This is a genomic window from Pseudomonas sp. Xaverov 83 (assembly GCF_019352905.1).
Lineage (GTDB): Bacteria > Pseudomonadota > Gammaproteobacteria > Pseudomonadales > Pseudomonadaceae > Aquipseudomonas > Aquipseudomonas yamanorum.
Map to the genome: position 1 here is coordinate 928866 of NZ_JAAAFU010000075.1, position 23699 is coordinate 952564.

20 protein-coding genes are annotated in these 23699 nt (G+C 62.7%); 3 read left to right on the forward strand and 17 right to left on the reverse strand.

Annotated features, from left to right (window positions below; genetic code table 11):
• Positions 1–6: 6 nt before the first annotated feature.
• The 16 genes from murJ to K0H47_RS25645 form a co-directional block, all read right to left on the reverse strand.
• Positions 7–1422, reverse strand: coding sequence for a murein biosynthesis integral membrane protein MurJ (gene murJ, locus K0H47_RS25570; protein ID WP_093207789.1), 1416 nt, complete (start codon positions 1420–1422; stop codon positions 7–9).
• A gap of 2 nt (positions 1423–1424) precedes the next feature.
• A complete protein-coding gene (locus K0H47_RS25575; protein WP_026077876.1) occupies positions 1425–2852 on the reverse strand; it encodes an O-antigen ligase in 1428 nt (475 codons plus the stop codon).
• A 2-nt stretch (positions 2853–2854) separates the two neighbouring features.
• The gene (locus tag K0H47_RS25580) at positions 2855–3958 is read right to left on the reverse strand and encodes a glycosyltransferase family 1 protein (RefSeq protein WP_177071592.1); all 1104 of its coding nucleotides are present in this window, start codon (positions 3956–3958) and stop codon (positions 2855–2857) included.
• Complete coding sequence (locus tag K0H47_RS25585; RefSeq protein ID WP_177026993.1) at positions 3949–5166, reverse strand: glycosyltransferase family 4 protein; 1218 nt, start codon at positions 5164–5166, stop codon at positions 3949–3951. Before K0H47_RS25585 ends, K0H47_RS25580 begins: the two co-directional genes overlap by 10 nt.
• 8 nt (positions 5167–5174) lie before the next feature.
• Positions 5175–6503: a cellulase family glycosylhydrolase gene (locus K0H47_RS25590; RefSeq protein ID WP_093207798.1), complete on the reverse strand. Its 1329-nt coding sequence runs from the start codon at positions 6501–6503 to the stop codon at positions 5175–5177.
• The gene (locus tag K0H47_RS25595) at positions 6493–7683 is read right to left on the reverse strand and encodes a glycosyltransferase (protein ID WP_063028454.1); all 1191 of its coding nucleotides are present in this window, start codon (positions 7681–7683) and stop codon (positions 6493–6495) included. The genes K0H47_RS25590 and K0H47_RS25595 overlap by 11 nt, the downstream gene beginning before the upstream one ends.
• Positions 7683–9674 (reverse strand): exopolysaccharide transport family protein, encoded by a 1992-nt coding sequence (locus K0H47_RS25600; RefSeq protein WP_063028456.1) that lies wholly within the window; start codon positions 9672–9674, stop codon positions 7683–7685. The genes K0H47_RS25595 and K0H47_RS25600 overlap by 1 nt, the downstream gene beginning before the upstream one ends.
• Before the next feature lie 14 nt (positions 9675–9688).
• On the reverse strand, positions 9689–10453 hold the full coding sequence (locus K0H47_RS25605; RefSeq protein ID WP_017476845.1) for a polysaccharide biosynthesis/export family protein: 765 nt from the start codon (positions 10451–10453) through the stop codon (positions 9689–9691).
• Between the two features lie 29 nt (positions 10454–10482).
• A complete protein-coding gene (locus K0H47_RS25610) occupies positions 10483–11394 on the reverse strand; it encodes a glycosyltransferase family 2 protein (RefSeq protein WP_063028458.1) in 912 nt (303 codons plus the stop codon).
• On the reverse strand, positions 11394–12854 hold the full coding sequence (locus K0H47_RS25615; RefSeq protein WP_063028460.1) for a mannose-1-phosphate guanylyltransferase/mannose-6-phosphate isomerase: 1461 nt from the start codon (positions 12852–12854) through the stop codon (positions 11394–11396). The genes K0H47_RS25610 and K0H47_RS25615 overlap by 1 nt, the downstream gene beginning before the upstream one ends.
• Complete coding sequence (locus K0H47_RS25620) at positions 12854–14293, reverse strand: undecaprenyl-phosphate glucose phosphotransferase (RefSeq protein WP_063028462.1); 1440 nt, start codon at positions 14291–14293, stop codon at positions 12854–12856. The genes K0H47_RS25615 and K0H47_RS25620 overlap by 1 nt, the downstream gene beginning before the upstream one ends.
• 445 nt (positions 14294–14738) lie before the next feature.
• Positions 14739–17225 (reverse strand): TonB-dependent receptor, encoded by a 2487-nt coding sequence (locus tag K0H47_RS25625; RefSeq protein ID WP_063028464.1) that lies wholly within the window; start codon positions 17223–17225, stop codon positions 14739–14741.
• 105 nt (positions 17226–17330) lie between these two features.
• Positions 17331–18290 (reverse strand): FecR domain-containing protein, encoded by a 960-nt coding sequence (locus K0H47_RS25630; protein WP_063028466.1) that lies wholly within the window; start codon positions 18288–18290, stop codon positions 17331–17333.
• On the reverse strand, positions 18277–18792 hold the full coding sequence (locus K0H47_RS25635) for a sigma-70 family RNA polymerase sigma factor (RefSeq protein WP_093207812.1): 516 nt from the start codon (positions 18790–18792) through the stop codon (positions 18277–18279). The genes K0H47_RS25630 and K0H47_RS25635 overlap by 14 nt, the downstream gene beginning before the upstream one ends.
• A gap of 129 nt (positions 18793–18921) precedes the next feature.
• Entirely contained in the window at positions 18922–19224 is a 303-nt protein-coding gene (locus K0H47_RS25640) for a DUF6124 family protein (protein ID WP_017476852.1), read from the reverse strand.
• Positions 19225–19528: 304 nt separating this feature from the next.
• On the reverse strand, positions 19529–20854 hold the full coding sequence (locus tag K0H47_RS25645; RefSeq protein ID WP_219273823.1) for a PLP-dependent aminotransferase family protein: 1326 nt from the start codon (positions 20852–20854) through the stop codon (positions 19529–19531).
• A gap of 94 nt (positions 20855–20948) precedes the next feature.
• Here K0H47_RS25645 and K0H47_RS25650 point away from each other — a divergent pair, with 94 nt between their 5' ends.
• Positions 20949–21578: a LysE family translocator gene (locus K0H47_RS25650; protein WP_063028472.1), complete on the forward strand. Its 630-nt coding sequence runs from the start codon at positions 20949–20951 to the stop codon at positions 21576–21578.
• A gap of 27 nt (positions 21579–21605) precedes the next feature.
• The gene (locus tag K0H47_RS25655; RefSeq protein ID WP_063028474.1) at positions 21606–21947 is read left to right on the forward strand and encodes an antibiotic biosynthesis monooxygenase; all 342 of its coding nucleotides are present in this window, start codon (positions 21606–21608) and stop codon (positions 21945–21947) included.
• Here K0H47_RS25655 and inhA read toward each other — a convergent pair.
• Entirely contained in the window at positions 21944–22624 is a 681-nt protein-coding gene (inhA, locus tag K0H47_RS25660) for an isonitrile hydratase (protein ID WP_219273824.1), read from the reverse strand. The two genes, K0H47_RS25655 and inhA, sit on opposite strands and share 4 nt — an antisense overlap.
• 91 nt (positions 22625–22715) lie before the next feature.
• Between inhA and K0H47_RS25665 the strand changes: the two genes are divergently transcribed.
• Complete coding sequence (locus K0H47_RS25665) at positions 22716–23684, forward strand: GlxA family transcriptional regulator (protein ID WP_219273825.1); 969 nt, start codon at positions 22716–22718, stop codon at positions 23682–23684.
• Positions 23685–23699: the final 15 nt, after the last annotated feature.

A 23699-nucleotide genomic window follows, 5' to 3' on the forward strand; every position in this document is an offset into this window, starting at 1 on the left:
CCCACTCTATAAATCTGCCTTGCGCCACGGCTTGAGCCACAGGCCCATGCCCAGCAACACCACGGCCCCAGCCAGGGTGCTCAACCCCAACTGCAGCCAAATACCTTGAACCCGAAACAACACCAACGCTGCCATGCCCATCACCAGCCCACTCAGCAACCAGTGCCGCTTCCAGGGCAGGGTGCCGAGCAAGCCCTGGCGCTGCATCAGCAGCAACGCGGTGCACAGCACCCCGGCGAGGGCGGCCAGCGGAATGCCCGCCAGGCCAAACACAAACGGCAGCAAACCCAGCAGCACCACGTTCACCAGGCTGCCCAGCAACTCGCAACGCAGCGGCTGGCGCGTATCGCCGGCGGCATAGGCATAACGCGCCAACAGGGCATTCCAGGCGCCGAACACCAGCGGCACGGCAAACCAGGCCAGCAGCAGTGGCAACGGCGAATCCACCGACTGCTTGGGCAGCAGCAACGCCACCAGGCTCGGCGCCGCCGCCACCAGGCCGACGCCTGCGGGCAGGGTCAGCAGGCTGGCGGTTTCCAGGCCGCGCTTGAGCAGGGCCAGGCGCTCGTCGCCCTGACGGCGGCTCATCATGCCCAGCAGCACCTGGTTGAGGCTCATCAGCGCAATCAGTGGCAAGTTCATCAACTTGCGAGCCAGGTTGACCCAGGTCACGGCGCCTTCGCCCAGCAAGGACGCCACCAGCCGTTCAATCAATGCCAGACCCTGGCTCGCGCCATTGCTTAGCAACAGCGGCCCGATGCGCCCGCCCAGCTCCCGCAGTTCCAGGGTCGAAGCCCGCAGCCGCCACGGCCGCCAGCCCAGGCGCAGCATCGACGGCAACAGCGCCAGGGGCATCAGCAGGCTGCCGGTGAGGCAGGCCAACGCCAGCGAGTGCGGTTGCGTGGCGGTGCCGGCGAGGGCGAGGTAGGTCACGGGCGGCAGGTTGAACAGCAACGAGCCGAGCCCCGCGACCACAAAGCGCTCGTTGGCCTGTAACGGAATACTGAACAGCGCATGCAGCATCAGCCCCGGCACGCTCCAGGCGAGGATCTGCAAGTTGCTGCTGGCAAGGCTGGTGGCTGTTGCCGCCAGCCCCGGGCCGAGCAATTGCACCAGCCACGGCGCCAGCAGCGTCAACAGCAGGCTGGTCACCAGGGCAATCAGCAGCAGCGCAGGGAACAGCACCGCCAGCCAGTCCAGGCGCTCGCCGTCCTTGCGTTGCAGGTACAGCGGCAGAGCGGCGGCGCTCAGCACGCCACCGGCCAGGGACATGCGCAACGCTTCCGGCAAAAACAGCGCGATCAGAAACGCATCGCTGCGTTCGCCCGCACCCCAGGCCGCCACCAGCAACCACTCACGGGCAAACCCGAGGCACAGCCCCAGCAAGGTCGCCAGGGTCAACCAAAACGCCGATCCGAGCATCCCTAGGGCCCGACGCTATCGAGCACAGGCTTGCGATGCGTCACGGTCTTGACCTTTGGCAGACGCGCCGGAAACAACCGCCGAGCCTCCAGCACGTTGATCCCCACCATCAGCCAGAACAACGCAATCATCACCAGGGCGAAGCTGAAGTAGTGGTCAAAAAAGCCGCTGACCAGCGCCGACAGGATCCCCGCCGTGCTGCCCAGCCAGATCGCGTTGTCCTTGGTCAGGCGGATCGGGCCGAGCTCCGGCCGGGACTCGCGCCACCAGCGCCAGGTCACGGCGATAAACAGCAGCATGCTGATCACGCCGGTCTTGTAGACGAAGTTCAGCCACAGGTTGGAGATCCCCAGCAGGTGCGTGCCCGGCACCGGAGGGTCAACCTTGAAGCCAATGCCCAGCGGGTAGCTGGCCACGGCCTGAGGGAACATCCGGTATTCGTCAAAGCGCACTTCGGTACTCGCGTTCTGGGCCGAAAAGATCGTCGCCAGGCGTTCCTGCAGCGGTGGATATGACACCACCAGCGCCGCCGCCAATGCCAGGCCGATCATCAGTAAGCGCCCGGTGTACGGGACCCGACGCGACGCCATCCAGATCAGTACCAGCGCCAGGCTGACCATTGCTCCCCGGCTACTGGCCAACAGCAAGGCCGCCGCGCCCAGGCAGGCAACGCCCAGGCCGAGCCCGCGTTTCCAGCCGGTGTTGGTGATGCCGTAGCAGAACGCCAACGGCAGCAGCAAGGCCATGATCCCGCCGGTGGCGTTGGGGTGCATCCACGGCGAGCCCATCCGCGAGGCCATGGCGCCCAGGCCCAGGGACAGGGTGTCGAGGCTGCCGTAGTTCATCAGTGTCAGGATCGGCAACATGCCCGAGGCCGAGCGCGAGCGGATAAACACGCCGATGGACAACACCAGCATCGCCAGCGTGCCCAGCAATAGCGCGATCACCAGGGCTTCGCGGTTTTTCTGCTCAACCAGCAGCTTGGCGGCGAGGAACAGCACCGACAGGTTCAGCAACCAGCGCAACCAGTTCGCCAGGCCGCTGGCCTCGGCGGTAATGCTCACCTGGCCGACGATAAACGGCACCACGGTGAAGATCATCAGCCACATCAACATCCGGTCGGTGGGGCGCCGCGACAGCGATGGCACGGCGGGCATGCGCGACAGGAAGCCGTGCCAGATCACCGCCGCCCAGGTCAGGGCGATCAGTGCCTCGCTGACCGTACTGCGAATCCCCAGGTTGAGGGTGGAGTAGGGCATGAACGTCGCCACCAGGGCGAACAGCAGCAGCCCCCAGAACGGGAACCGCAGAATCGTCACGGCAGCGGCCAGGCCGATCACCGCCAGTACGGCCTTGGCCGGAGAAAGGAACAGGATCAACCCACCAAACAGCAGGCCGAAGACGATGGCGACGAGGCTACCCAGTGAGATTCTCAATTCAATTCCTCGATCAGTTCGGCCAGGCGCCGACGGTAGGCCTGGTGGTTGAAACGTTCGGCCCAGCTGCGTAACTGTTCAGGTGGTTGTTCGACGGGTTGGTCGGCCAGGTGCAGCATCAATTGCACCAGCGCCGCGCCGTCGGTGGGTGAAAAGCGTGGCGCCAGCGGCGGGGTGATTTCATCCAGCGAGGTTCCGCTGGCCACCGCCACCGGAGTGCCGACGCTCAGGGCCTCGATCACCGGCAAGCCAAAGCCTTCCGCGTAGGAAGGCTGCCACAGGCGCGAGGCCTTGCGGTAGAGCCCGTGCAATTCAGCGTCGGAGACGCCGCTCAAGGCACGTATTCCCGGGTAGTTGCGTTGCGCTTCGGGCAGGTGCTCCAGGCTGCCCACCAGCACCAGTTCCGGCACGCTGGGGGATTGGCGGCGCGCCTGCTGCCAGGCCTCCACCAGGAATGGCACGTTCTTGCGCAATTCCCGGGTGCCCACCAGCAACCAGAAACCCTCAGGCAATTGTCGGCCCGAGAGGTCCGCCGGCAGTCCGGCAAAGCCCGCCACCTGATTCGGCAGCACACGAATCTTGCCTGCCGCCTTGGGAAACAGCCGCGCGGTTTCATCGGCACTGTACTGCGAAGGCGTCCACACCCGGTCGGCCGTGTGCACCGCATAGGTGATGGACAGGCGATCACTGGCCTTGTAGATCATCGCCTTCAGGCGATTGGCGTGGTAGTTGTCCAGGGTGATCTGAAACAGGTCATGCAGCAGCACCACGGTACGCAGGCCTTTGGGTTTGGGCGGCAGTGGCAGGCCCATATTGAAGGTGCTGATGTACACATCAATGTGCTCATCGCGCAGGGCTTTGGGCAAGAACCCTGCCTCGAAACGCAGGCGCTGATGGGGCTGGTGCATGGCGGTCTTGGCGCAGCCCCAGTCCGGGCAATGGGCATTCAGGCGCAGCTCATCGCCCAGCGGCGCGACGGTAAAGCGTTCCAGTTCGATGCCGGGCATGGCGTGCAGGGCATCTTCCAGGGCGTACACCTGGCGACTGATGCCTGATTGCGGCGAGGTGCCGACGGTGCGGTAATCGAGGCCTATGCGCATGCCGGCTCCTTTTGGGTCAGGGGCGACAGTTGCGCGTACACCTGCTCCAACTGGCTGGCGGCGACGCTCCAGTCATGGGCGCGGCGCACATAGGCGCGACCGGCTTCGCCCATCGGGGCTGCGACTTCAGGCTGTTGCAGCAGGCGCACCACGGCGTCGGCCAGGCTGTCGGCGGTCTGGCCGCCGAGGTAGTCCAGGCCTTCGACCAGGTCCAGGCCAGACACGCCCTGGTCGGTGCTCGCCAGCGGCAAGCCGGCGGCCAGGGCTTCGAGCACCTTGAGCTTGGAGCCGCCACCATGGCGCAACGGCGCCAAAAATATCGAGCAGCTCGATTGCAGGGCCAGCAGGTTGGGCACAAAGCCTTGCCACTCGATGCGCCCGTCCTTCCAGCGTTCGCGCCAGCTTTCCGGCATGCCGAAGCCGCAGACGCTCATGCGAGCGTCGGGGCAGCGGGCCCAGACTTTCGGCAGGATTTCATCCAGTGCCCACTCGATGGCATCCACGTTGGGTGCGTATTCGTAGTTGCCGAGAAACAGCACGCGACGGGTCGTCGGGTCAGGGTGGGCGGCGGCGAAGTGCGTGCAATCCACGCCGTTGACCACCACCGGTACAGGTTTGCCGGCGATCTGCGCCAGGGTCTGAGCGTCGGCCTCAGTCACCGCCACGACTTGCGCAGCCTGGCGCATCACCCGACGTTCCCAGCGGCCATAGCGCCACTGATCGTAGCGAATGAACGGCAGCGCCCAGCCCGGCAGGCGGTCGTAAGTCGCGGCGCCGAGGGACGATTCGACATTGTGTTCGGTCAGCACAAACGGCTGGGAGCGACGGGCCAACGCAGCTTCGTAAGGCTGGAAGGCGTAGGTGTGTTCGATCTGCACCACGTCCCAATGCTCGGTCAGCAATCGCTCGAAGGTGTCCTGCAGTTCACCCGACAGGCCATTCACACTGGCCAGCAACGGGTAGGGCGCAAACAGCCCGGCAAGCAGGGTCTTCAGGCTGCGCAGCGGGCGGCGCGGCAGGATGATCACCTGTTCCAGAAAGGCTTCCAGCACCTGGCGATCCGTCAGCGAAACCGCGTGTTTGTCATGCAACAGCAAGGTGATCCGATGCCCGCGCGCAGCCAGGCTGCGCAGCAAATGAAACTGGCGCGTCTTGCCACCGCTGGTAGCGGGCCAAGGCGAGTAGGGCAGGATCCAGAGGATGCGCATGGGTGGCTTCAATCCCATAACAGAATTTGCAGGTTCGGCTTGACCGGTACGTCCAGTCCACTGGTGCCACTCAAGGGTGTTTCGGTGCCGCGCAAGGGGTCATACAAGGTGGCGGTGGTCATGCCCGGCAAGTGCGCGCTGCCGCCACGGGCTGACCAGAAAAACCACACCTTGCGCCCGTCGGCACGGGTCCAGCCGATGCTGAACAGGCCATCGGGCAACTGGTCGGCAGTGGGGGGATCGCCGGGGGTCAACTTGGGCCCGCTCACCTGCAGGAAATTCTGCAACGCGGTATACGACGGCTTGGGGTTGGCGTCGATGTCGAGCAAGCCATAACTCTGGTCACGCACGCTGGCGCGCTGGTCCAGGTCGCTCAGGGTGAACAGGAAAATCTTGTCGAAGTCCAGCGCGCTCATCAGCGCAACGCGGCGCACGATGTAGTCGGCCTGGCCTTGGGTGGTGATGAAGTCCTGCACCTCTTTCGGGCCTTTATAGTTCGACCAGCCCCACTCGGTACTCCACAGGGTGCTCACCCCGGCCGCCCGCAGTTTCTGGTTGAGGGCGCTGGTCTTTTCGACAAAGTCGAGGTTCGACGGCGTGTTGCCTTCGGGCAATTGGGTGTAGGGGTGATAGGACATGATGGTATTGAGGCTCGGCACGCCCAGTTGCAGCAGCCCGTCGAGCATATTCTGGCCGTTGGGCATTTCGCTGAAAAACGCCATGCCGGCAGCCACCACCGGTTTGTTCGGGTTCACCACCCGCAGCGCGGCTGCGGTGACTTGCAACAGGTTCGCATAGCCGGCCGGGTCGGCGACGGGGCGCCAGAAACCCAGCAGGTTCGGCTCGTTCCACACCTGCCATGCGTCCACGCTGGGGTAACGCTGGGCCAGCAACGCCATGCGGTTGGCGAAGATACTCGGGTCCTTGGGCGGGAACTGGTCCTGATACGGCGAGGAGGCCGGCGCGGTGGTGGCGAACTTCGCCGAACCCACCAGGTAGAACACCGACTTGATCTGGTTCTGCTGCAGCTTGTTCACCAGTTCATCAAGGGTCGCGACGTTGTACTGGTTCTCGGCGGTTTCCAGTTGGTCCCAATGCAGGTCCAGGCGCACCCATTCCAGGCCCAGGGCCTTGAGGCGGTCGATCTGCTTCTGATAACGCTCGGGACTGAACCACAGGAACTGCGCGTTCACCCCCAGAAAATCTTTCCACACGATCTCTTTGTTGCCCTTGAGCACATGGCTCTCGGCATCGGCCGGGCGGCCCCAGAGAAAGGCGGTCAGGCCCAGTGCGGCGACGACCACGAGGGTCGCCAGGTAAGTCCGTTTACGTGCCATGGTTGCCTCCTGCAATGGCTTCACTAAACAGTGTCGCGAACTTCTGCGCCGTCAACGGCCACAGCCGTTCACGACCAATCGCGGCGGCGCGTTCGGCCCAGTCCCTGGCCATTTGCGGGTTGCGTGCGAGCAGCAGCAGTTGCTCGCTCAAGGCGGCGACATCGCCTTGTGGATAGATGGCGCCATTGCCGCTGGCGACTTCCTCGGCGAACGCCCGGGCATCCGAGGTGATTGCGCCGCGCCCACAGGCGGCGGCCCACGACAATGCACCGCTGGTACCACGCTGGCGGCCCAGCAGGCCGAGTTTTTTCGATTCGCGATACGGCAGCACCATCACATGGTGCGCCTGGATCGTCTGCGGGATTTCGCTGGCGGGCAAATTCAGCCGCCAGTCGATGGAGCCTGCCAGGCCAAGTTCGGCGATCTGGCTGTTCAGTTGCTCCAGGTAATTGCCGCCTGCGCCAAACGCCATTTCGGCGGCAGTGCCACCGGCCAGAGTCAGGCGCACACGGTCACGCAATTCGGGGGCTTTTTCGAAGACGGCGGCCAGGGCCTGCAACAGGTCTTCGATGCCTTTGCCACGGTAGATAAAACCAAAATACAGCAGGTGCAGCGTGTCCAGTGGCGGCAAGGCCACGGGCGGGATATCCAGGTTAGCGTGGTTGATCACCGCCACCTTGCCGACGGGCAATTGCATGCGCGCCGTCAGGCAGTCGGCGCCCAAGCGGGTGAGGGTCACCAGCCGGGTCAGGCCCTGGGCGACGTGACGTTCTTCACGCAGGGTCAAGGGATCGGCCAGCACCACCGCCGCCTGGGGCAATGGGCTGGGCAAGGATTCCAGCAGGTTCAGCGGAAAGGGCAGTTGCTCGCGCCGCCAGACCATGCGTTCCGGGTCATGCACCGTGGCGGTCAACGGCAGCGCAGGGTAGGCCTTGCGCAATTCGCGCAGGGCCAGGAACTCCCCCAGCCGCCCTCCGCCCAGCTCGGCGTGGACCAGATCAACCCCCTGCCAGTCGAAACCGGCAATGGCTTGCTTGATCGACGCCGTGCTGCCGACCACGCCCGTCAAGGGCGTAGCCACCTCGACGCCCAGTTGCTCCAGTGCCGTCTTGAAGTGGTTCGCGTAATCGGCGATCCCGTTCTTTTCAGGCGGCAGGGGAGCGAGCAGGGCGATGCGCATCAGAACGAACCCCGGTATTTGGCGATGGTTTTCAGCACCTTGACCGGCACCTCGAACTTGCGGCGGTTGATGATGATGCCATCGACCTTGCCGAACGCCGTGGTGAGGATCGACAGGGCGTGTTCCACCACCGGTACCGTGCTTTTCTGCGCTTCCACCACCAGCGCGATCAGGTCGGCACGGCGCAGGTTGATGAACGCGTCACGGTTGTCCAGCAGTGCCGAGGCATCCAGCAAGACTACCTGGCCCGGAATCGCCGGCTCAATCCCGCCGACCCGTACCCGCACGCCGTTCTCTTCCAGCAACTGGCGCAACTGCTCGACCACAAAACTCACGCCTTCACCGTGTCGCGCCGAGGTCAGCCCCAGGGTCAGGCCCTGTTCGGCAATACGCTCCAGCGGCAGCAAGCCATACAGGCGATAAATGCTCGCGTTGAAGGCGTTGGTGCTTTGCGCGGTGCTTGTATCCAGCTCCGGCAGCGTGGTCCACAGCGGCAGTCCGAACTTGCCTTCCACCAGACCGCCGTCGTGGATCCGCTGATCCAGCAGGTAGCACAGGTAGATCACCAGCAGCCCGACCACGATGGAGAACGGAATCGCCAGCAACAGCATCAGCAGGGTTTTCGGGAAGACGCGCCCAGGGTTGAGGGTGGCTTCCTCGATCACCGCGATGTTACTGATCTGGCTCTTGTCCAGTTCACGGTCGATCCGCGATTTTTCCAGGCTGTCGACATACAGCGCGTAGTTTTTCTCGGTGCCGTTCAGCTCACGGGCCAGGCGCGCCAGTTCCGGCTCAATGGCCAGGGCGTCCTTGCGTTGGGCTTCCAGTTCCGTCAGTTGTTTTTGTTGTTGCACCAACTGCGTCCGCAGCGACTGGTTGCGGCTGGTCTCATCCAGCAGTACCCGTTGCAAGTGGATTTCCAGGGTGTTCGGCGCACGGTTCTCGGAGCTTTGCACCGTGTCGCTTTCACCGGCGACCTGGGCCTGCATGGCACGGATCGAAGCGTCCAGGGCTTTGACCGGCGGCGCGTTATCCGTATAGGTACGCATCATGTCGGCTTTTTCCAGGAGCTTCTGGTTCAGCAGGCGACGCAAGTCTTGTTGTTGCGGGTTCAACGCGATCTGGCGAACCGTGGTCACCTCTTTGGGCTGGCCCTTGAGTTGGTCACGGGTGCTCTGCAACGCCACGTCGGAGGAAGCGATCAGCCGAGTGGAGTTGAACACTTCGCCACGCAGCACGTTGATCCGCTCGGACAAGTCTTCCAAGCGATCGGTGATGCTCGACGCGCCGATCTCGTTCAAGTGCGTAAGGATCTGCTCCTTGTAGCTCTTGATCTGGGCAGCGCTGGAAGACACCTGGCCTTCATAGAACGCGTACAGGCTCTTGCGGCCCAACGCCTGGGTGCGCTCTTCGATGTAGGTTTCCACCCAGTCCTTGACCACCGCCTGGGCGATTTCCGGATCATCCCAGGTGAAGCTGATGTCCATCACCGTGGAGCCAATGGCGTGGGTCACGTCGAAGTTTTTCTCCAGGCTTTTCGCCAGGCGTTCCACCGGGGTGGTTTCTTCGACGATGCCGACGGTTTCCAGCACGACTCGCACACCGTCGAATACTGAGCTGATGCCTTTCTTGACGTACCACTTGGTGCGCTTCCACACGCCTTGCGGCGGTTGCATCTTGTCCATCACGTCCAGGTAATGCTCGGCCACGGCACGCACGATGGGGCGCCCGGTCAGCAGGCGTTCTTCGTCGACAATCGGGTCGCGCTGGGTACTCGGCATGACGATCGGCTGACGGTTGTCGACCTCGATCGGCATCGTCGAGTCACGCCCCGGTTTTACCAGCAACCGCGCGGTGGATTCATACTTGGCCGGCAGCAGGAACGCCCCCAGCAAAATGATCACCAGCGCGGCAAGCGCCGCGAGTTTGAACTCGTGCTTGAAGATGAAGAACAGACGCAGAAGATCACGAAAAGAACGGATCTCGATCATGGGATGTCGCTCCTTTAGTGGTTCGTGGTGTAGCTGTAGCCCACACCAATGGATTTGGTGAAGGGAATCAGCTGGTTCAGGTAAGTGTCCACGCCTTGGATCCGTTCGCCGACGTTGGACTTGGGTACAAACACCACGTCACCGCGTTGCAGCGCCACGGGCTTGCGGCCCAGAGCGCCGTTCTTCAGGTACTGGCTGAAATCGAGGAAGTAGGCGTGGTAAACGCCTTGTCCGTCTTCACGCAGCAGGGCGACCATGCTCGCGTTGCCCACCGAACTCACGCCGCCGGCACCAAGAATCGCCTGCTCCATGGTCGGCGCGGTGGCGATGGAAATAGCCGACGGGTTTAACACCGCGCCGCCGACGATCACCGTGTTACCCGGCGCCTGGTTGATGTTCACCGTCACCCGAGGCTCGCGATACACCGGTGCGAGTTTCTGGCTCAGCTCGGCGGCGACTTCCGCCGGCGTGCGCCGCGCCACCTGGATCGGCCCCAGGAAGGGGTAGTTGATCTTGCCGTCGTTCTGCACGGTGTACAGCGTCAGCTCGTAAATCGTGCTGACGTTGAACGCCGACAGGGTCGGCATTTCCCCGGCATCGCGGACGATCCGCAGCTGGTCGCCGATGCGGATCCGCTCCACCGCCGGCGGCAACTGGGCCATGCGATCGAGGGCCTGCTTGCCCTCGTTCACCGTCTTGCCATCGGGCGCGACGATCCGCGCGGGCGTATTGCAGGCGGCCAATGCCATCATGGCCAGGACGAGCAAGGTTCGTTTCATCAAAGGGGTCTTCCTGTAGGTCATGATGCTCACCTCCAATAACCGGGGAACATGCTGATGCGCCGCTTGAGGGCGAGGGGGAGCTGGCGCTCCAGATGGCCCAGCCGGTAGCCGAGCAATTTGAACGCGCTGCGCACCAGTACTTCGGGTACGCGGTGCAATGCACCGGCTTCGCGTAAAGCTCGAAGCTCAGCCAGTACATAGCGTTTACCTTCACCGCCGGCATCGCCAAAAGCCTGGCGAATCCACGGCTCGCGGCCGTAGAACACGCCAATGTCGAAGTAGCGGTGAAACTCATCCATGAGACGGTAATCGTGGGAGTGATAGACCAGGGCGGTGGCGGCATAGCGCACCTTGTAGCCTTCCAGCAGCATGCGGGCGGCGACGTAGGCGTCCTCGCTGCCGATCACATCCGCGGGGAAGCCACCGACGGCTTGCAGGGCGCTGCGCCGGTACACCGAAAAAGAATCCGAGCTGAAGCAGGTCTTGATCCCCAGCTCCGGCGCATCAGCCAGGCTTTTGCTGCGGCTTTGCGGCGGGTAGTTGAAGTGGCGTGATTGGGCCCCCAGCACACCGGCATCCGGGTGCGGCAGTTGGCGGCCATAGGCGACGCCGTTGAGCGGGTCCAGTTCCAGTTCGCCCACCAGGTTGGCGAACGTCTCGGGTTCGGCGGGGATCGCGTCCTGGGTCATCACGATCAGCGCGTCGCCGTCGACTTGTTCGCTGGCCCAGCGGCGGGTACCACCATGGTTGAAGTCCTTGGCATCGATCACTTCGACCCGTACGCCGAACTCGCGAAAACGCGCCACGGTGTCGTCGCTGGAGGCGCTGTCGACCACCAGGGTTTCGTCCGGTTGCAGGGTTTGCATGCGCAGCGCCGGCAGCAGCCGGTCGAGGTGGCTGGCTGCGTTGCGGGTCGGGATGATCAGGGCGGTACGCATCACTGCTTCACTTCGGCCGGAGCCCGGCCGTAGATGTCGTCAAAACGCACAATGTCGTCTTCCCCGAGGTACTCGCCGCTCTGCACTTCGATCATTACCAGGTCGATGATGCCGGGGTTGGTCAGACGGTGTTTGTGCCCGGCTGGAATGTAAGTGGATTCGTTGGCGTTGATCAGGAATTCACGGTCGCCGTTAGTGATCATCGCCGCGCCGCTGACCACGACCCAGTGCTCGCTGCGGTGATGGTGCATCTGCAACGACAGCGAAGCGCGTGGCTTGACCACGATGCGCTTGATCTTGAAGCGGCTGCTTTCTTCCAGCACGGTGTAGGTGCCCCACGGCCGGGTCACGGTGCGGTGCAGGCTGAAGGCCGGATGGTTCTGGCGCTTGAGCTCGGCGACGATGTAGCGCACGTCCTGGCTGCGGTTGGCGTCGGCAATCAGGATCGCGTCCGGGGTGTCGACGATGATCAGGTCGCTCACGCCCACCGCGCCCAATACGCGCTTGGGGGAGTCGATGTAGCAGTTATGCACGTCGTGCAGGATCGCTTCGCCATTCACTTGGTTGCCATTGGCGTCGCTCGGGGTGAGCTGGCGCACCGCGTCCCAGGAACCGATATCACTCCAGCCGATGTCGCAGGGCACCACGGCCACTTGCGCGGATTTTTCCATCAGCGCCACGTCAATCGATATATCGGGCGCCGACCCGAAGCCTTCAGCGTTCAATTCGCGCTGGCGGCAGTTGTTGTTATTCAGGCTGTGGCTGTGGTCGAGGGCGGCTTTCGCGGCGTCCAGTACGGCGGGGGCGTGCAGCGCAAGCTCGTCGAGCAATGTGCTTGCCTTGAAGCAGAACATCCCGGCATTCCACAGGTGCTTGCCGCCGTCCAGATAACCCTGGGCGGTGGCCAGGTCGGGCTTCTCGACGAAACGCTTGACCCGGAAACCCTGGCCCAGTGCATCGCCTTGTTCGATATAGCCGAAGCCGGTTTCAGGGTGGTCGGGCTGAATGCCGAACGTCACCAGGTAGCCGGCCTCTGCCAATTCGCGGGCCTGGGTGACGGCATCGGCGAAGGCGCTTTCATCGAGGATCAGGTGGTCGGCGGGCATCACCAGCAACTGCGCCTCGCCGCCGAAATTCTCCTGCACATGCAGGGCGGCCACGGCGATTGCGGCGGCGGTATTGCGGCCAAACGGCTCCAGCAGCAGGTCGAGGGCCAGGTGGGTCTTGTTGACCACGCGGTAGTCATCCAGGGTGCGAAACAGCATCTCGCGGTTGGTCACCGTCAGCACGTTCTCCACGCCCGGCAAGTGACTGGCCCGCAGGAAGGTCTTCTGCAACAGGCTCTGGTCGTCACGCATGCGCATGAAGGGCTTGGGCATGTTCTGCCGTGACACCGGCCACAGCCGGGTGCCCGAGCCACCGGAAATAATGCAGGGAATCAAGCCGTTGAGGGTGTTCATCAATAGACTTCCTTGGTCGAAAGGACGGCTGGGACCGTCATGAAAACGATGTACAAGTCGAACCACACCGACCACTTCGAGATGTACTCCAAGTCGTATTCAACGCGTTTCTGAATCTTGAACAGGGTGTCGGTTTCACCACGATAGCCGTTGATTTGCGCCCAGCCAGTGATGCCCGGTTTCACCCGGTGCCGCGAGCTGTACTCGCTGACGGCGACTTCGTAGGGCACCCCGGCCGCCTTGGTCGCGGTGGCATGGGGCCGCGGGCCGACCATCGACATGTTGCCCAGCAGCACGTTGAACAACTGCGGCAGCTCATCAATGCTGGTCTTGCGAATAAACCGGCCCACGCGGGTGATGCGCGGGTCGCCGCGAGTGGTCTGGCGGTCGGCGTTGAAGTCACTCATCTCGGCGTACATCGAGCGGAACTTGAACACCCGGATCACGTTGTCGTTGTAGCCAAAACGGTTCTGGCGAAACAGCACCGGGCCTTTGGAGTCGAGCTTGATGGCTATCGCCGTGATCAGCATGATCGGCGACAACGCCACCAGCCCCAGGGTCGCCAGGATCAGGTCTTCGCAGCGCTTGATAAACGGCGACCAACCCCGCAGCGGCACATGGGAGGTGTTGAACATCAGGATGCCGCCCACATCGGTGATGCGGCTGTGGCCGTAACGCAGGGCGGCCATGTCGGGTACCAGCATGACGTTGACCGACATCTGCCGCAGGCGCTTCACCAGCCCGTTGATCCGCTGTTCGGCGGCCCAGGGCAGGGTGATCATCACCTGATTGACCTGCTCGGAGCGGATCAGCTTTTCCAGGTCGCGGGTGTTTCCCAGCAGCGGCAGGTTGCTCAATTCCTTGGGGATGCGCTCGGTGCGGTCGTCGATAAAACCGATCAGGCCGGAGCGGATATCACCGTTGCGTTGCAAGTGGTCGGCCACGTGCACGGCGGTGTCGGTGAAGCCGAGGATCACCGTGCGTTGCAGGTATTTGCCGTTCGCCATCAGGTTGCGAAACAGGCGCAGCATTACCATCCGCTCCACCCCGAACAGCGCCAGGCTGGTGATAAACCAGAACACCAGGTTGCGCGGGCTCAACTGCGGGAACATCTGCAGAATCTGGTACATGAACAGCAGGATGCAAAACGCCGAAGACCAGGCCACCAGCATGGTGCGAAACCGCAGGCGGTTGCTGAACAACTCCTCGGAGTAAACCCCCATGGCCTGGAACAAAATAATCGTCATGATCGCGAAGAACAGCAGCAAGCCGAGAAAGTGCGCGCGCAACTCGGAGGCCATCGGTTCCGGATAAAACAGCAGGATCAGTGCCGGAAAAACAGCGGTGAGACCGTGCATCAACTTTACGAAAACGACAAAAAATTCAATAAAACCGGCCCGGGTCAAAAACAGGCTGTCGACGGACGACTTCTCGCGCATAAAAACATCCCTCATTGCACACCAGGGCTTCCTTGTTCGGCTGCTCATCCATAAAGGCAGGGCTTGCTTTATAAGTGGCGCCAGACGAACGGCTTGCTTCGCTGGGTAATACGCAATTACCTATCTATTTGCAGGGAATTTGCGGGGTAATGGCTAAATGATGGTTCTCTTTTCCTTGTTCGTCAAGGTTTTGACTTTTTTATAAGGGTATCGATCTAGACACATTATCTAATCATCTACGTGACAAATTGTTGACTGTCTAGGTCGGGTTCTCGGGTTCTTCGAGAACAAAATGCTGGCGTTTTGGAGTGTAGGAACAAATTTGGGAAATTTCCTGCCGGGGAGGAAAACCTTTTTTTGACGGAGGTAGGACGCGGGGTTTTTCGGGGACAAGCGACGAGTGGTGAGGACGTGAGTCCGTCACCACATTGAGGCGGTACTAACCTTAAAAATTGCCTTTCAAACTGACGGTGAAGTTGCGCGGTTCGCCGTAGAAATTACCCCAGTCAGCCGTTCCCACCGTCTGATAGTAATTTTTGTCGAAGAGATTGTTACCGTTCAGCGCCACCGTCCATGTGTCATCGACCCGGTACGCCAACCGCGCATTCCATACCGCATAACCGGCTTGTTCCAGTTTGATGCCTTGAATTCGGTAGTTGCTGCTCTGGGCGTTGACGCCGGTGCCGACGCTCCATTTCGACAGTGTTCCGTCCAGCTGATAATCGCCCCACAAGCGCAGCATGTGTCGCGGCACGTAGCTGTTTGCGACCGCGCCAATTGCGGCGCTGTTGATGTTGTTGAGATTCTTGGTCTGGGTGTAGGTGTAGCCGCCCGCCACTTGCAAGCGTTCCAGCAACTCGCCACTCAACTCGGCTTCGACACCTTGTGCGCGAACCTTGCCAGTGTCGGTGTAGCAATAGCCGTCTGCCGAGGTACCGCATTGGGTGGTGTAGTCGGTTTCGGCGGCGTTTTTCTCGATAGCGCGGAACAATGCCAGCGAGCTGTTGAGGCGCCCCTCAAACCATTCGCCCTTGATGCCCAGCTCGTAGTTTTCGCCGATTTTGGGCTTGAGGGCGGCGCCAGTCACCGTGGCGTTGGAGCTTTGTGGCTGGAAGATATCGGCGTAGCTGGCGTACACCGAAAGGTTGTCGTCGAGGTCATAGATCACCGCGGCGAACGGCGTGACTTCACCGGTTTCCTTGGTGCGTGCGTCCTGCAGGGCCCATTCGCCCCAGGCGAGGTTATTCGACTGGCGGCGGTTTTCGAACCAGCTGACGCGACTGCCGAGCACCACCATCAATGGCTCGGCCAGCCTCAGGCGCAAAGTGGCGTAGGTACCGTACTGGGTGGCGGTTTCCTTGACGGTGCCGCCCCGGTACATGTTGGGCCAGAAGGTATCGTTGGCGGGCTGCGGGAAGTGGTGGTTGGGCAGGAAGATACTTTGCCGGTCGGGCAGGCTCCGGATCGCGTAGACATCGTCCTGGGTGCCACGGCTACCATTGGCGCCGATGATGAGTTCATGCTGCAAACCGAACGCTTCGAACTTACCGTCCAGGTAGGCATCCAGTCCGAAATCCCGGTGGTCGTAGTCAAACAGCGCAGCGTACATCTCAGCGGTTGGCGCCGGATCACCGTACTTCACGGTGCCTTGGCTGGCGGCGTATTTGATGTCTTGCAGGTTGCGGCTGTTCACCGCCGTGACCTTGAGTTGCCAGTCGTCGTTGAAGTGGTGGGTGAGGTCGGCAAACAGCGTAGTGCGTTGGCTCTGCCAGTCGTTCCAGGCCTGGCCCAGGCAGGTGGAACGGCTCAGGCCGATGCTCTTGCCGTCGCTGTAGCGCGGCACACCGCCCCAGCAGGGCGTTGCATCGACATCTTCGTAGCTGGCACCGATGCCCAGGGTGGTGTCGGGCGAGAGGTCAACATCCAGTGCGAGGTAGACAGCTTGGTCCTGGCGCTTGGAGACGTCCATGTACGAGCCACGGTTCTGTTGGCTGACCACGGCGCGGCCGCGTACGGTGCCGCTGTCATTGAGCGGGCCGCCGGTATCGACGTCGGCGCGGTAGTTGTCCCAGGTGCCGGCAGACAGCGACAGGCTGGTGGTGGGTTTGTCTTGTGGCCGCTTGCGCACGAAGTTCACCGCACCACTGGCGGTGCCGGCGCCCTTGAGCATGCCGGCTGCGCCCTTGAGCACTTCCACCCGGTCATAGATCGCCATGTTGGCGGTGAAGCTGTCGGCCTGTACGTAGTCTTTGCCGATGTCCAACGGCACACCGTCGAACTGGTATTGGCCGAGCATCTTGAAACCACGGGAATAGAAATACTTGCCACCCATAGGTGAGTCGTAGGTGGTGATGCCCGGGGTGTGTTCCAGCAATTGATCGATGGTGGTGATGTTCTGGTCGTCGATCAGCTTGCGGGTCATGACGCTGACCGATTGCGGTGTTTCCCGCAGGCTGTGGGCGCCCTTGCCGATGGTCACCGCGCCGGTGGTGTAGGAACCGCTGCCGTCAGTGGTGACGCCGAGGTGTTCGCCGGTTACGGTGGTGGCACCCAGGTTCAGCGCGCCGGTGTCCGCGACTTGCGGCAACAGCAGCCAGGTGTTGTTGCTCTGGCGTTGGGCTTGCAAGCCCTGGCCCTGGATCAATTGGCTCAAGGCCTGTTGGCTGTCCAGCGCGCCGTTGAGGCCGGGGCTGGTCTTGCCGGCGACGCTGGTGGCGTCATAGGACAGGCTGATACTCGCCTGGCGCGCAAACTGGTCGAGCACCGTGGCCAATGGGCCGGGTGCGATGTTCCAGTCACGGGCCTGGGTGTCGCTGGCAGGCGTTTGCGCCATGACGGCCAGGGGCAGGACGCTGCCGTTCAGGCAGGCACCGAGCAGGGCGGCGTGCACCGCATGCTTGAGGGGAGAACGCTTGGAGGGGAACGCTTGCATGACCGCGGAATGCTCCTGAAGGAAGTGGACAGAATCGGCCTGTTGATCGGCCTTTCCTTACAGGTCGAGCGAAGATGAGAATTCACCTCATTTATTTTCGGAAGGTCATGCACGAGCTGCGACGGTCACCCAATAACGGCTGCGATAGGTGATGTTCACCGACAGTGCCTGTGCCACCAGGGTCAGGACCTGATCGGTATCGTCCAACTGGTAAGTCCCGGACACACGCAGGCCGGCAACCGCTTCGCTGCAGCGCACCAGCCCATTGCGGTAACGGCTCAGCTCCGCGAGGAAATCGTCCAGACGCATGTTGTGAGCGCTGATCACACCGTCGCTCCAGGCCCAGGGATCCAGGCCCGTGGTGGCGGGTGGACGCAAGCCGTTTCGATCAAACAGCATCTGCTCGCCGGGCTGTATCACCCCACGTGCGCTGGCCTGATGGCTGTCGGCGAATACCGCGACGCTGCCTTTTTGCACGGCGAGCAAGGTGCCGTGGGGCTCCTCGCGCACCATGAACCGGGTGCCCAAGGCGCGCAGATAACCGTCGCGGGTTTGCACCCAGAAGGGCCGTGGCGCGCTACCGTCGGCGCCCATGTCGATCAGGATTTCACCTTGGCGCAACTGCACCAGACGCCTTTCGGTGTTGAAGACTGTGTCGATGGCGCTGGCACTGTTGAGCTGGATACGGCTGCCATCGTCGAGGGCTACCCAACGCCGCTCTCCGGTGGCGGTGCGGTAGTCGGCCAGCAGGCCGGGCAATGGCGTGTAGTCGCGGCCGAACCATGTCAGCCCTGCGGCACCGGCGAACAGCCCGAGCAACTTCAACCCTTCACGGCGGCTGATGCGTTGGCGGGCACCTTGCAAGGCATGGCGGCCGACCTGTGCCGGCAACTGCGCAAACTCGTCACTCATCGACGAGACCCGTTGCCAGGCCTGCTGGTGATCGCCACTGGTTTCAAGCCAGCGTTCGAAGGCGGCCGTGGTGGCGTCATCGGCAATATTGAACCGCAGCTTGATCATCCACTGGATCGCCTGGTCCACCAATGGCGGATTAGCCTTCGGCATAACGCAACCGATAACAGGCGTGCAGTGCCTTGGCCAGGTCGCGCTCCACGGTGGCCTTGGACACCCCCAGGCGCAGGGCGATCTGTTGGCAGGTCAGGCCGTCCAGTTGCGCCAGCAAAAACGCTTCGCGCACCCGTGGCTTGAGTTGGTCCAGCAGGCGGTCGATGCGCTCCAGGCTGTCGAGGATCAGCAGGCGGGTTTCTTCCGACGGCACCTCGACTTCCGGGAAATGCGCGAGACTCTCCAGATAGGCACGCTCCAGTTCGCGGCGGCGATACTGGTCGATCATCAGGCTGCGGGCGATGCTGCTCAGGTAGGCGCGGGGTTGCAGCAAGGCTTGCTGCTTGCGCGCATTGAGCAGGCGCACGAAGGTTTCCTGCGCCAGGTCGGCGGCGTGCTCACGGCAGCCCGTACGCCGGCTCAACCAGCCGCGCAGCCAGGAGTGATGGGCATGGTAGAGCTGGCCGATGGCGGCATGATCCAGTGGGTGGTCGCTCGACATGGGCATCCTGGCGCGGGCGTCTTAATTGATAACGGTTCGCATTCTATGCGTTGGCCAGAGGATTGGGCAATCGTTGCCGTGTGGATTTGGCGGGATGCACAAACCCACACAGGCTTGACGGGGTTGCGGCTAAGCCTTGCGCAGGTGCAAACACTCAATCGAGCGGTCGACGGTGGTCTTGGCAATTTCCAGCAAATGCCACACCGCCAACAACTTCGCCCGCTCGGGGCTTTGCAGCAGTTCGCCGCAGTCGAGGGCGGTGGCCGAGGCGCTGCTGAGCAGGCTGGCGGTGTAGAGCAGGGCGTCCTCGAAACTCAGGTCTTCGTTGACGGTGTGGAAACCCTGGGAAGGCAGGTAGTGTTCGAGTGCGCGATTGAACGCGGCGCGGTTTTTCAGCAGGTCGCTGGGTGGGTCGGGGACGGCTTTATTCATGGTGTAACTCCTTATGAGACCAGGAGCCGGCCCCCATCGCGACTAAACGATGGGTGGCGGCTGTACGCAGGTTAGTCGACCGGCCACAAGGAAAATCCGGCGCACCCGAAGGTGCCCTGCGCACAGCCACCATAAAACCTCATGATGAAACCATGCGCCTTGTGAAGGTTCGGGCGACTAAACCCGTTCACTGATGAGCAGTGAAGGGGCGAAGACTAGCCACCGGTTCCGACAGGCACAAGGCCGAAAGATTGTCTCGGAAACGTCCCGCAAATCAAAGGGATTTAGCCTGCTGGCCCTTTATTCATATCCGAATTGTCTCGCGAATTTTCCCCAAGGCTAATCTCAACGTCGCCAAATCAATCGACCCCAACGCCACCCGCAACGCATGCGGCACATGGGCCGTACAGGCGAACGGCTCTGCACTGGTGACGCGCACACCCTGGCCCTCCAGCGCGGCCACCACAGCATCCGCCCGCAGACCTTCGGGCAACACCAGCCACAGGTAATACGACGCCGGATGCGCAATCACCTCACACCCTCGCAATACCTCCCGGGCCAGCGCCTGGCGTTGGCGCGCATCCTGACGCTTCTGTTCCTCCAGCGTATCCACCGCGCCGGACTCGATCCAACGGCACGCCAGGTTCACCGTGAGCGTCGGTGTGCTCCAGGTCGAGACGCGAATCGCTTGCTCCAGCGCCGGTACCCACGCTTGGGGCGCCACGATAAACCCTACCCGCAACCCCGACGCTACGCTCTTCGACAGGCCGGACACGTATACCGTGCGCAACGGCGCATAGGTGAACAACGGCTTGGGGGCGGGCTCTGCGAGAAAGGCGTAGGCGCCGTCTTCGATCAGTAGAAAATCGTAGCGCTCAGCCAACACTGCAAGGCGTTGGCGGTCGGTTTCGCTCATCACCGTGCCCAGCGGATTGTGCAGGGTGGGCATGCAGTAAAACGCCCGTACCGGCCGCCGTTTGCACAAGGCCTCCAGTGCATCCAGATCAGTATGGCCAGCCGGTTGCGGTAGAGGCTCCAGGTCTATGCGCTGGGACTGGGCCAGGGTTTTCAACCCGGGATACGTCAGCGCATCAACCGCCAACACATCCCCCGGTTGCAGCAACGCCATCAGGCTGACAGAGAGACCTTGCTGCGCCCCGTTGACGATCAGCACCTGCTCGCCACCCACGCGAATCTGCCGATTACGCAAGTGCCGCGCCGCCGTCTGCCGCTCATGGGCGCGGCCACCCTGAGGGGCAGAATGCAGCAGGGCATCGAGGTCGCCCGAGGCGGCGATGGCGCGCAAACCGTCTCGCAGCATTTCGGCCTGGCCGGGCAGCGAAGGGTAGTTCAGGCTCAGGTCCACGGTGCCCGGTTGCAGCGGTTGTTGAACCAGGCCCATGCCTCGCAGCAGGGTGGTATCGCGCACAAACGTGCCGCGCCCTGGCTCGCCCACTACCAGACCACTGGCCTCCAGCTCGCTGTACACCCGCAACGCCGTCGCCAGAGCAATGCGATGGCTGTTCATCAGGCTGCGCACGGTCGGCAACTGGGTGCCCGGCGGCAATTTTCCGGCGCGAATCCGCGTGGCCAGTTCATCGACGATCAGTTTGTAGCGGACCTGAGCCATGGTGCGTTCCCGTGTAAAGCGTATCTAGATCAATTTTTTGTTTGTATCAGGTGAGCTGATTAATCTACAGGCTTTCCCGGTGGATGGCTTGAGCATGATCGACCTCGCAACCCTGGCTGTTTTCTCTGGCGCAGTCCTGCTGCTGTTGTTATCCCCGGGGCCGAACATGGCTTTCGTCATCAGCCACGGCGTGACCTATGGCTGGCGTGGCGGCGTGGCGTCCGGGTTGGGCATCAGCGTTGCGGACCTGCTGCTCACGGCATTGACCGCGACCGGCGTGACCGCACTGGTCGCCAGTTGGCCGCCGGCCTTCGACCTGATTCGCTACGCCGGGGTGTTGTACCTGCTGTGGCTGGTGTTCAAGACCCTGCAGAAAACGCCCGCCCTGGACACGGCCCACGTCAGCCGCGTGCCGCTGGGCCGGGTGTTTGTGCGGGCGATGCTCAACAGTTTGCTCAACCCCAAGGCGTTGCTGTTTTTCATGGTGTTCCTGCCGCAGTTCGTCAGCCCCAAGGCGGGGCCCATCGCGCTGCAACTGGTGGTGCTGGGGATCATCCTGACATTGATCAGCGGTGTATTTCATACCGTGCTGGGGATCTTCGGCGGGGCGCTCAGCCGGTTTTTTGCCGGCAAATCAGGCAGCGCAGGCTTACAGAAATGGGGCCTGGCGACCGTACTGATGGTGCTGGCCGTGCGGTTGGCATTGATGTCTCGCCCGACGTGAAATCCCACTTATAAAAGGACGTTACCCATGTACATCGCAGCCTTTATCTACAAGCCTGGTGAACGGGATGACGAGTTCCAGCGCCTCACGGATTTGATCGACGCACTGGCGGCAAGGCTGCCGGGATACGTGGGGGCCGAGTCGTGGCGCTCGACGGATGGGCGTTTGATCAACGCCAGTTATTATTGGCGTGATGAAGCGTCAATCCGTGCCTTTGCCAGCCACCCGACCCATCTGGAAGCCAAGCGTCTGTACCGCCGGTGGTACGGCGGCTATCACGTGGTGATTTCCAAAGTGGAGCGGGCCTATGGGGACGGAACGATCGGGCATCTGGTGCCCGCCGACCGCCACGGGCATGCGAATGCTTAACCCAGCCGCGCCGCCGCCCGTGCCACGATTTCACCTCGTGTCTTGCGCGACTCGGCGGTGCGTTTGCGGGCTTCCTCCAGTACATGCGGCGGCGCGGTTTCCGGCCGGCCTGCATTGAACGGCGGGGCAGGTGCATATTCAATCTGCAACTGCACCAGTTGCGCTGCCGCTTCGCTGTACAACTCGGCCGCCAGGGTCAGGGCAAAGTCGATCCCGGCGGTGATCCCGCCCCCGGTCAACAGGTTGCCGTCACGCACCACGCGCTCCTGCACCGGGATCGCGCCCAGCGGGGCGAGCAGGTCGTGGTAGGCCCAGTGGGTGGTCGCGCGACGCCCTCGCAGCAAGCCCGCCGCACCCAGCACCAGGGAGCCGGTGCACACCGAGGTCACGTAACGCGCGGTATGGGCTTGTGCCTGGAGAAACGCCAGGGTTTGCTCATCTTCCATCAACGCCCCGACGCCCGAGCCGCCAGGTACGCAAATCACATCCAGCCTCGGGCACTCGTCATAGGTGGTGCTGGGGGTAAACACCAGACCGGTGCTGGCGGTGACGGGCGCCAGGTCCTTCCACACCAGATGCAGCTTCACATCCGGCAGCGATCCCAATACGTCGTAAGGCCCGGTGAGGTCCAGTTGCTGGATACCGGGGAACAACAAAAAGCCGATCTGCAAGGTCATGGGGACTGCTCCTGATAAAGGGATGGACGGCTTCACTCTAGTCACCTAGTCTTTGGCGCATACGCCATTGAGCCCACGAATTACGCCAATCATGCCCAAAGTCATCAACGTGCTCGCCTTTCCCAATGTGCAGGTCCTAGACGTCACCGGGCCCCTGCAAGTGTTTGCCTCGGCTAACGACCTGGCGCGCCAGCAGGGTTTGCCATTGCCCTATGCGGTCAGTGTGATTGCCGCGCAGGCAGAGCCAGTGATGACCTCGGCGGGCCTGGCCCTGGTGGCCGAGCCGTTGCCGGCCGCCGATGCGCCGTGCGACACGCTGGTGATCGCGGGCGGTTGGGGCGTGTACGGGGCCGCCGAAGACCCGGCGTTGGTGGACTGGGTGCGCCAAAAAGCCACCCGGTCACGGCGCATGACCTCGGTGTGCACTGGCGCCTTTCTGCTGGCCGCCAGTGGTTTGCTCGACGGCTGCCGCGTGGCGACCCACTGGACTCGCTGCGAAGAACTCGCGCGCAAATACCCACAGCTGACGGTGGAAGCCAATCCGATTTTCATCCAGCAGGGCAACCTGTGGACCTCGGCCGGCGTGACCGCCGGCATCGACTTGTGCCTGGCACTGGTGGAAGAGGACCTGGGTCGCGCCGTGGCGCTGGAAGTGGCGCGGCACCTGGTGGTGTTTCTCAAGCGGCCCGGTGGGCAGTCGCAGTTCAGCGTGACGTTGTCCCTGCAAAAGGGCGGCAGCCGTTTTGCGGAGTTGCACGCCTGGATCGCCGAACACCTGACCCTCGATTTGAACGTTGCCACACTGGCCGCCCAGGCGGGCATGAGCGAGCGCAGCTTTGTGCGCCACTACCGCGCCGAAACCGGCCAGACGCCCGCGCGGGCCGTCGAACTGATCCGCGTGGAAACCGCCCGCCGGCAGTTGGCGGACAGTAGCGCGTCGATCAAACGCATTGCGGTGCACTGCGGATTTGGCTGCGAAGAAACCATGCGCCGCAGCTTCCTGCGGGCGGTGTCGATCACGCCCCAGGCCTACCGCGAACGGTTTTGCGCCCCCGGTTGAAGCAGGGCCTGCTTG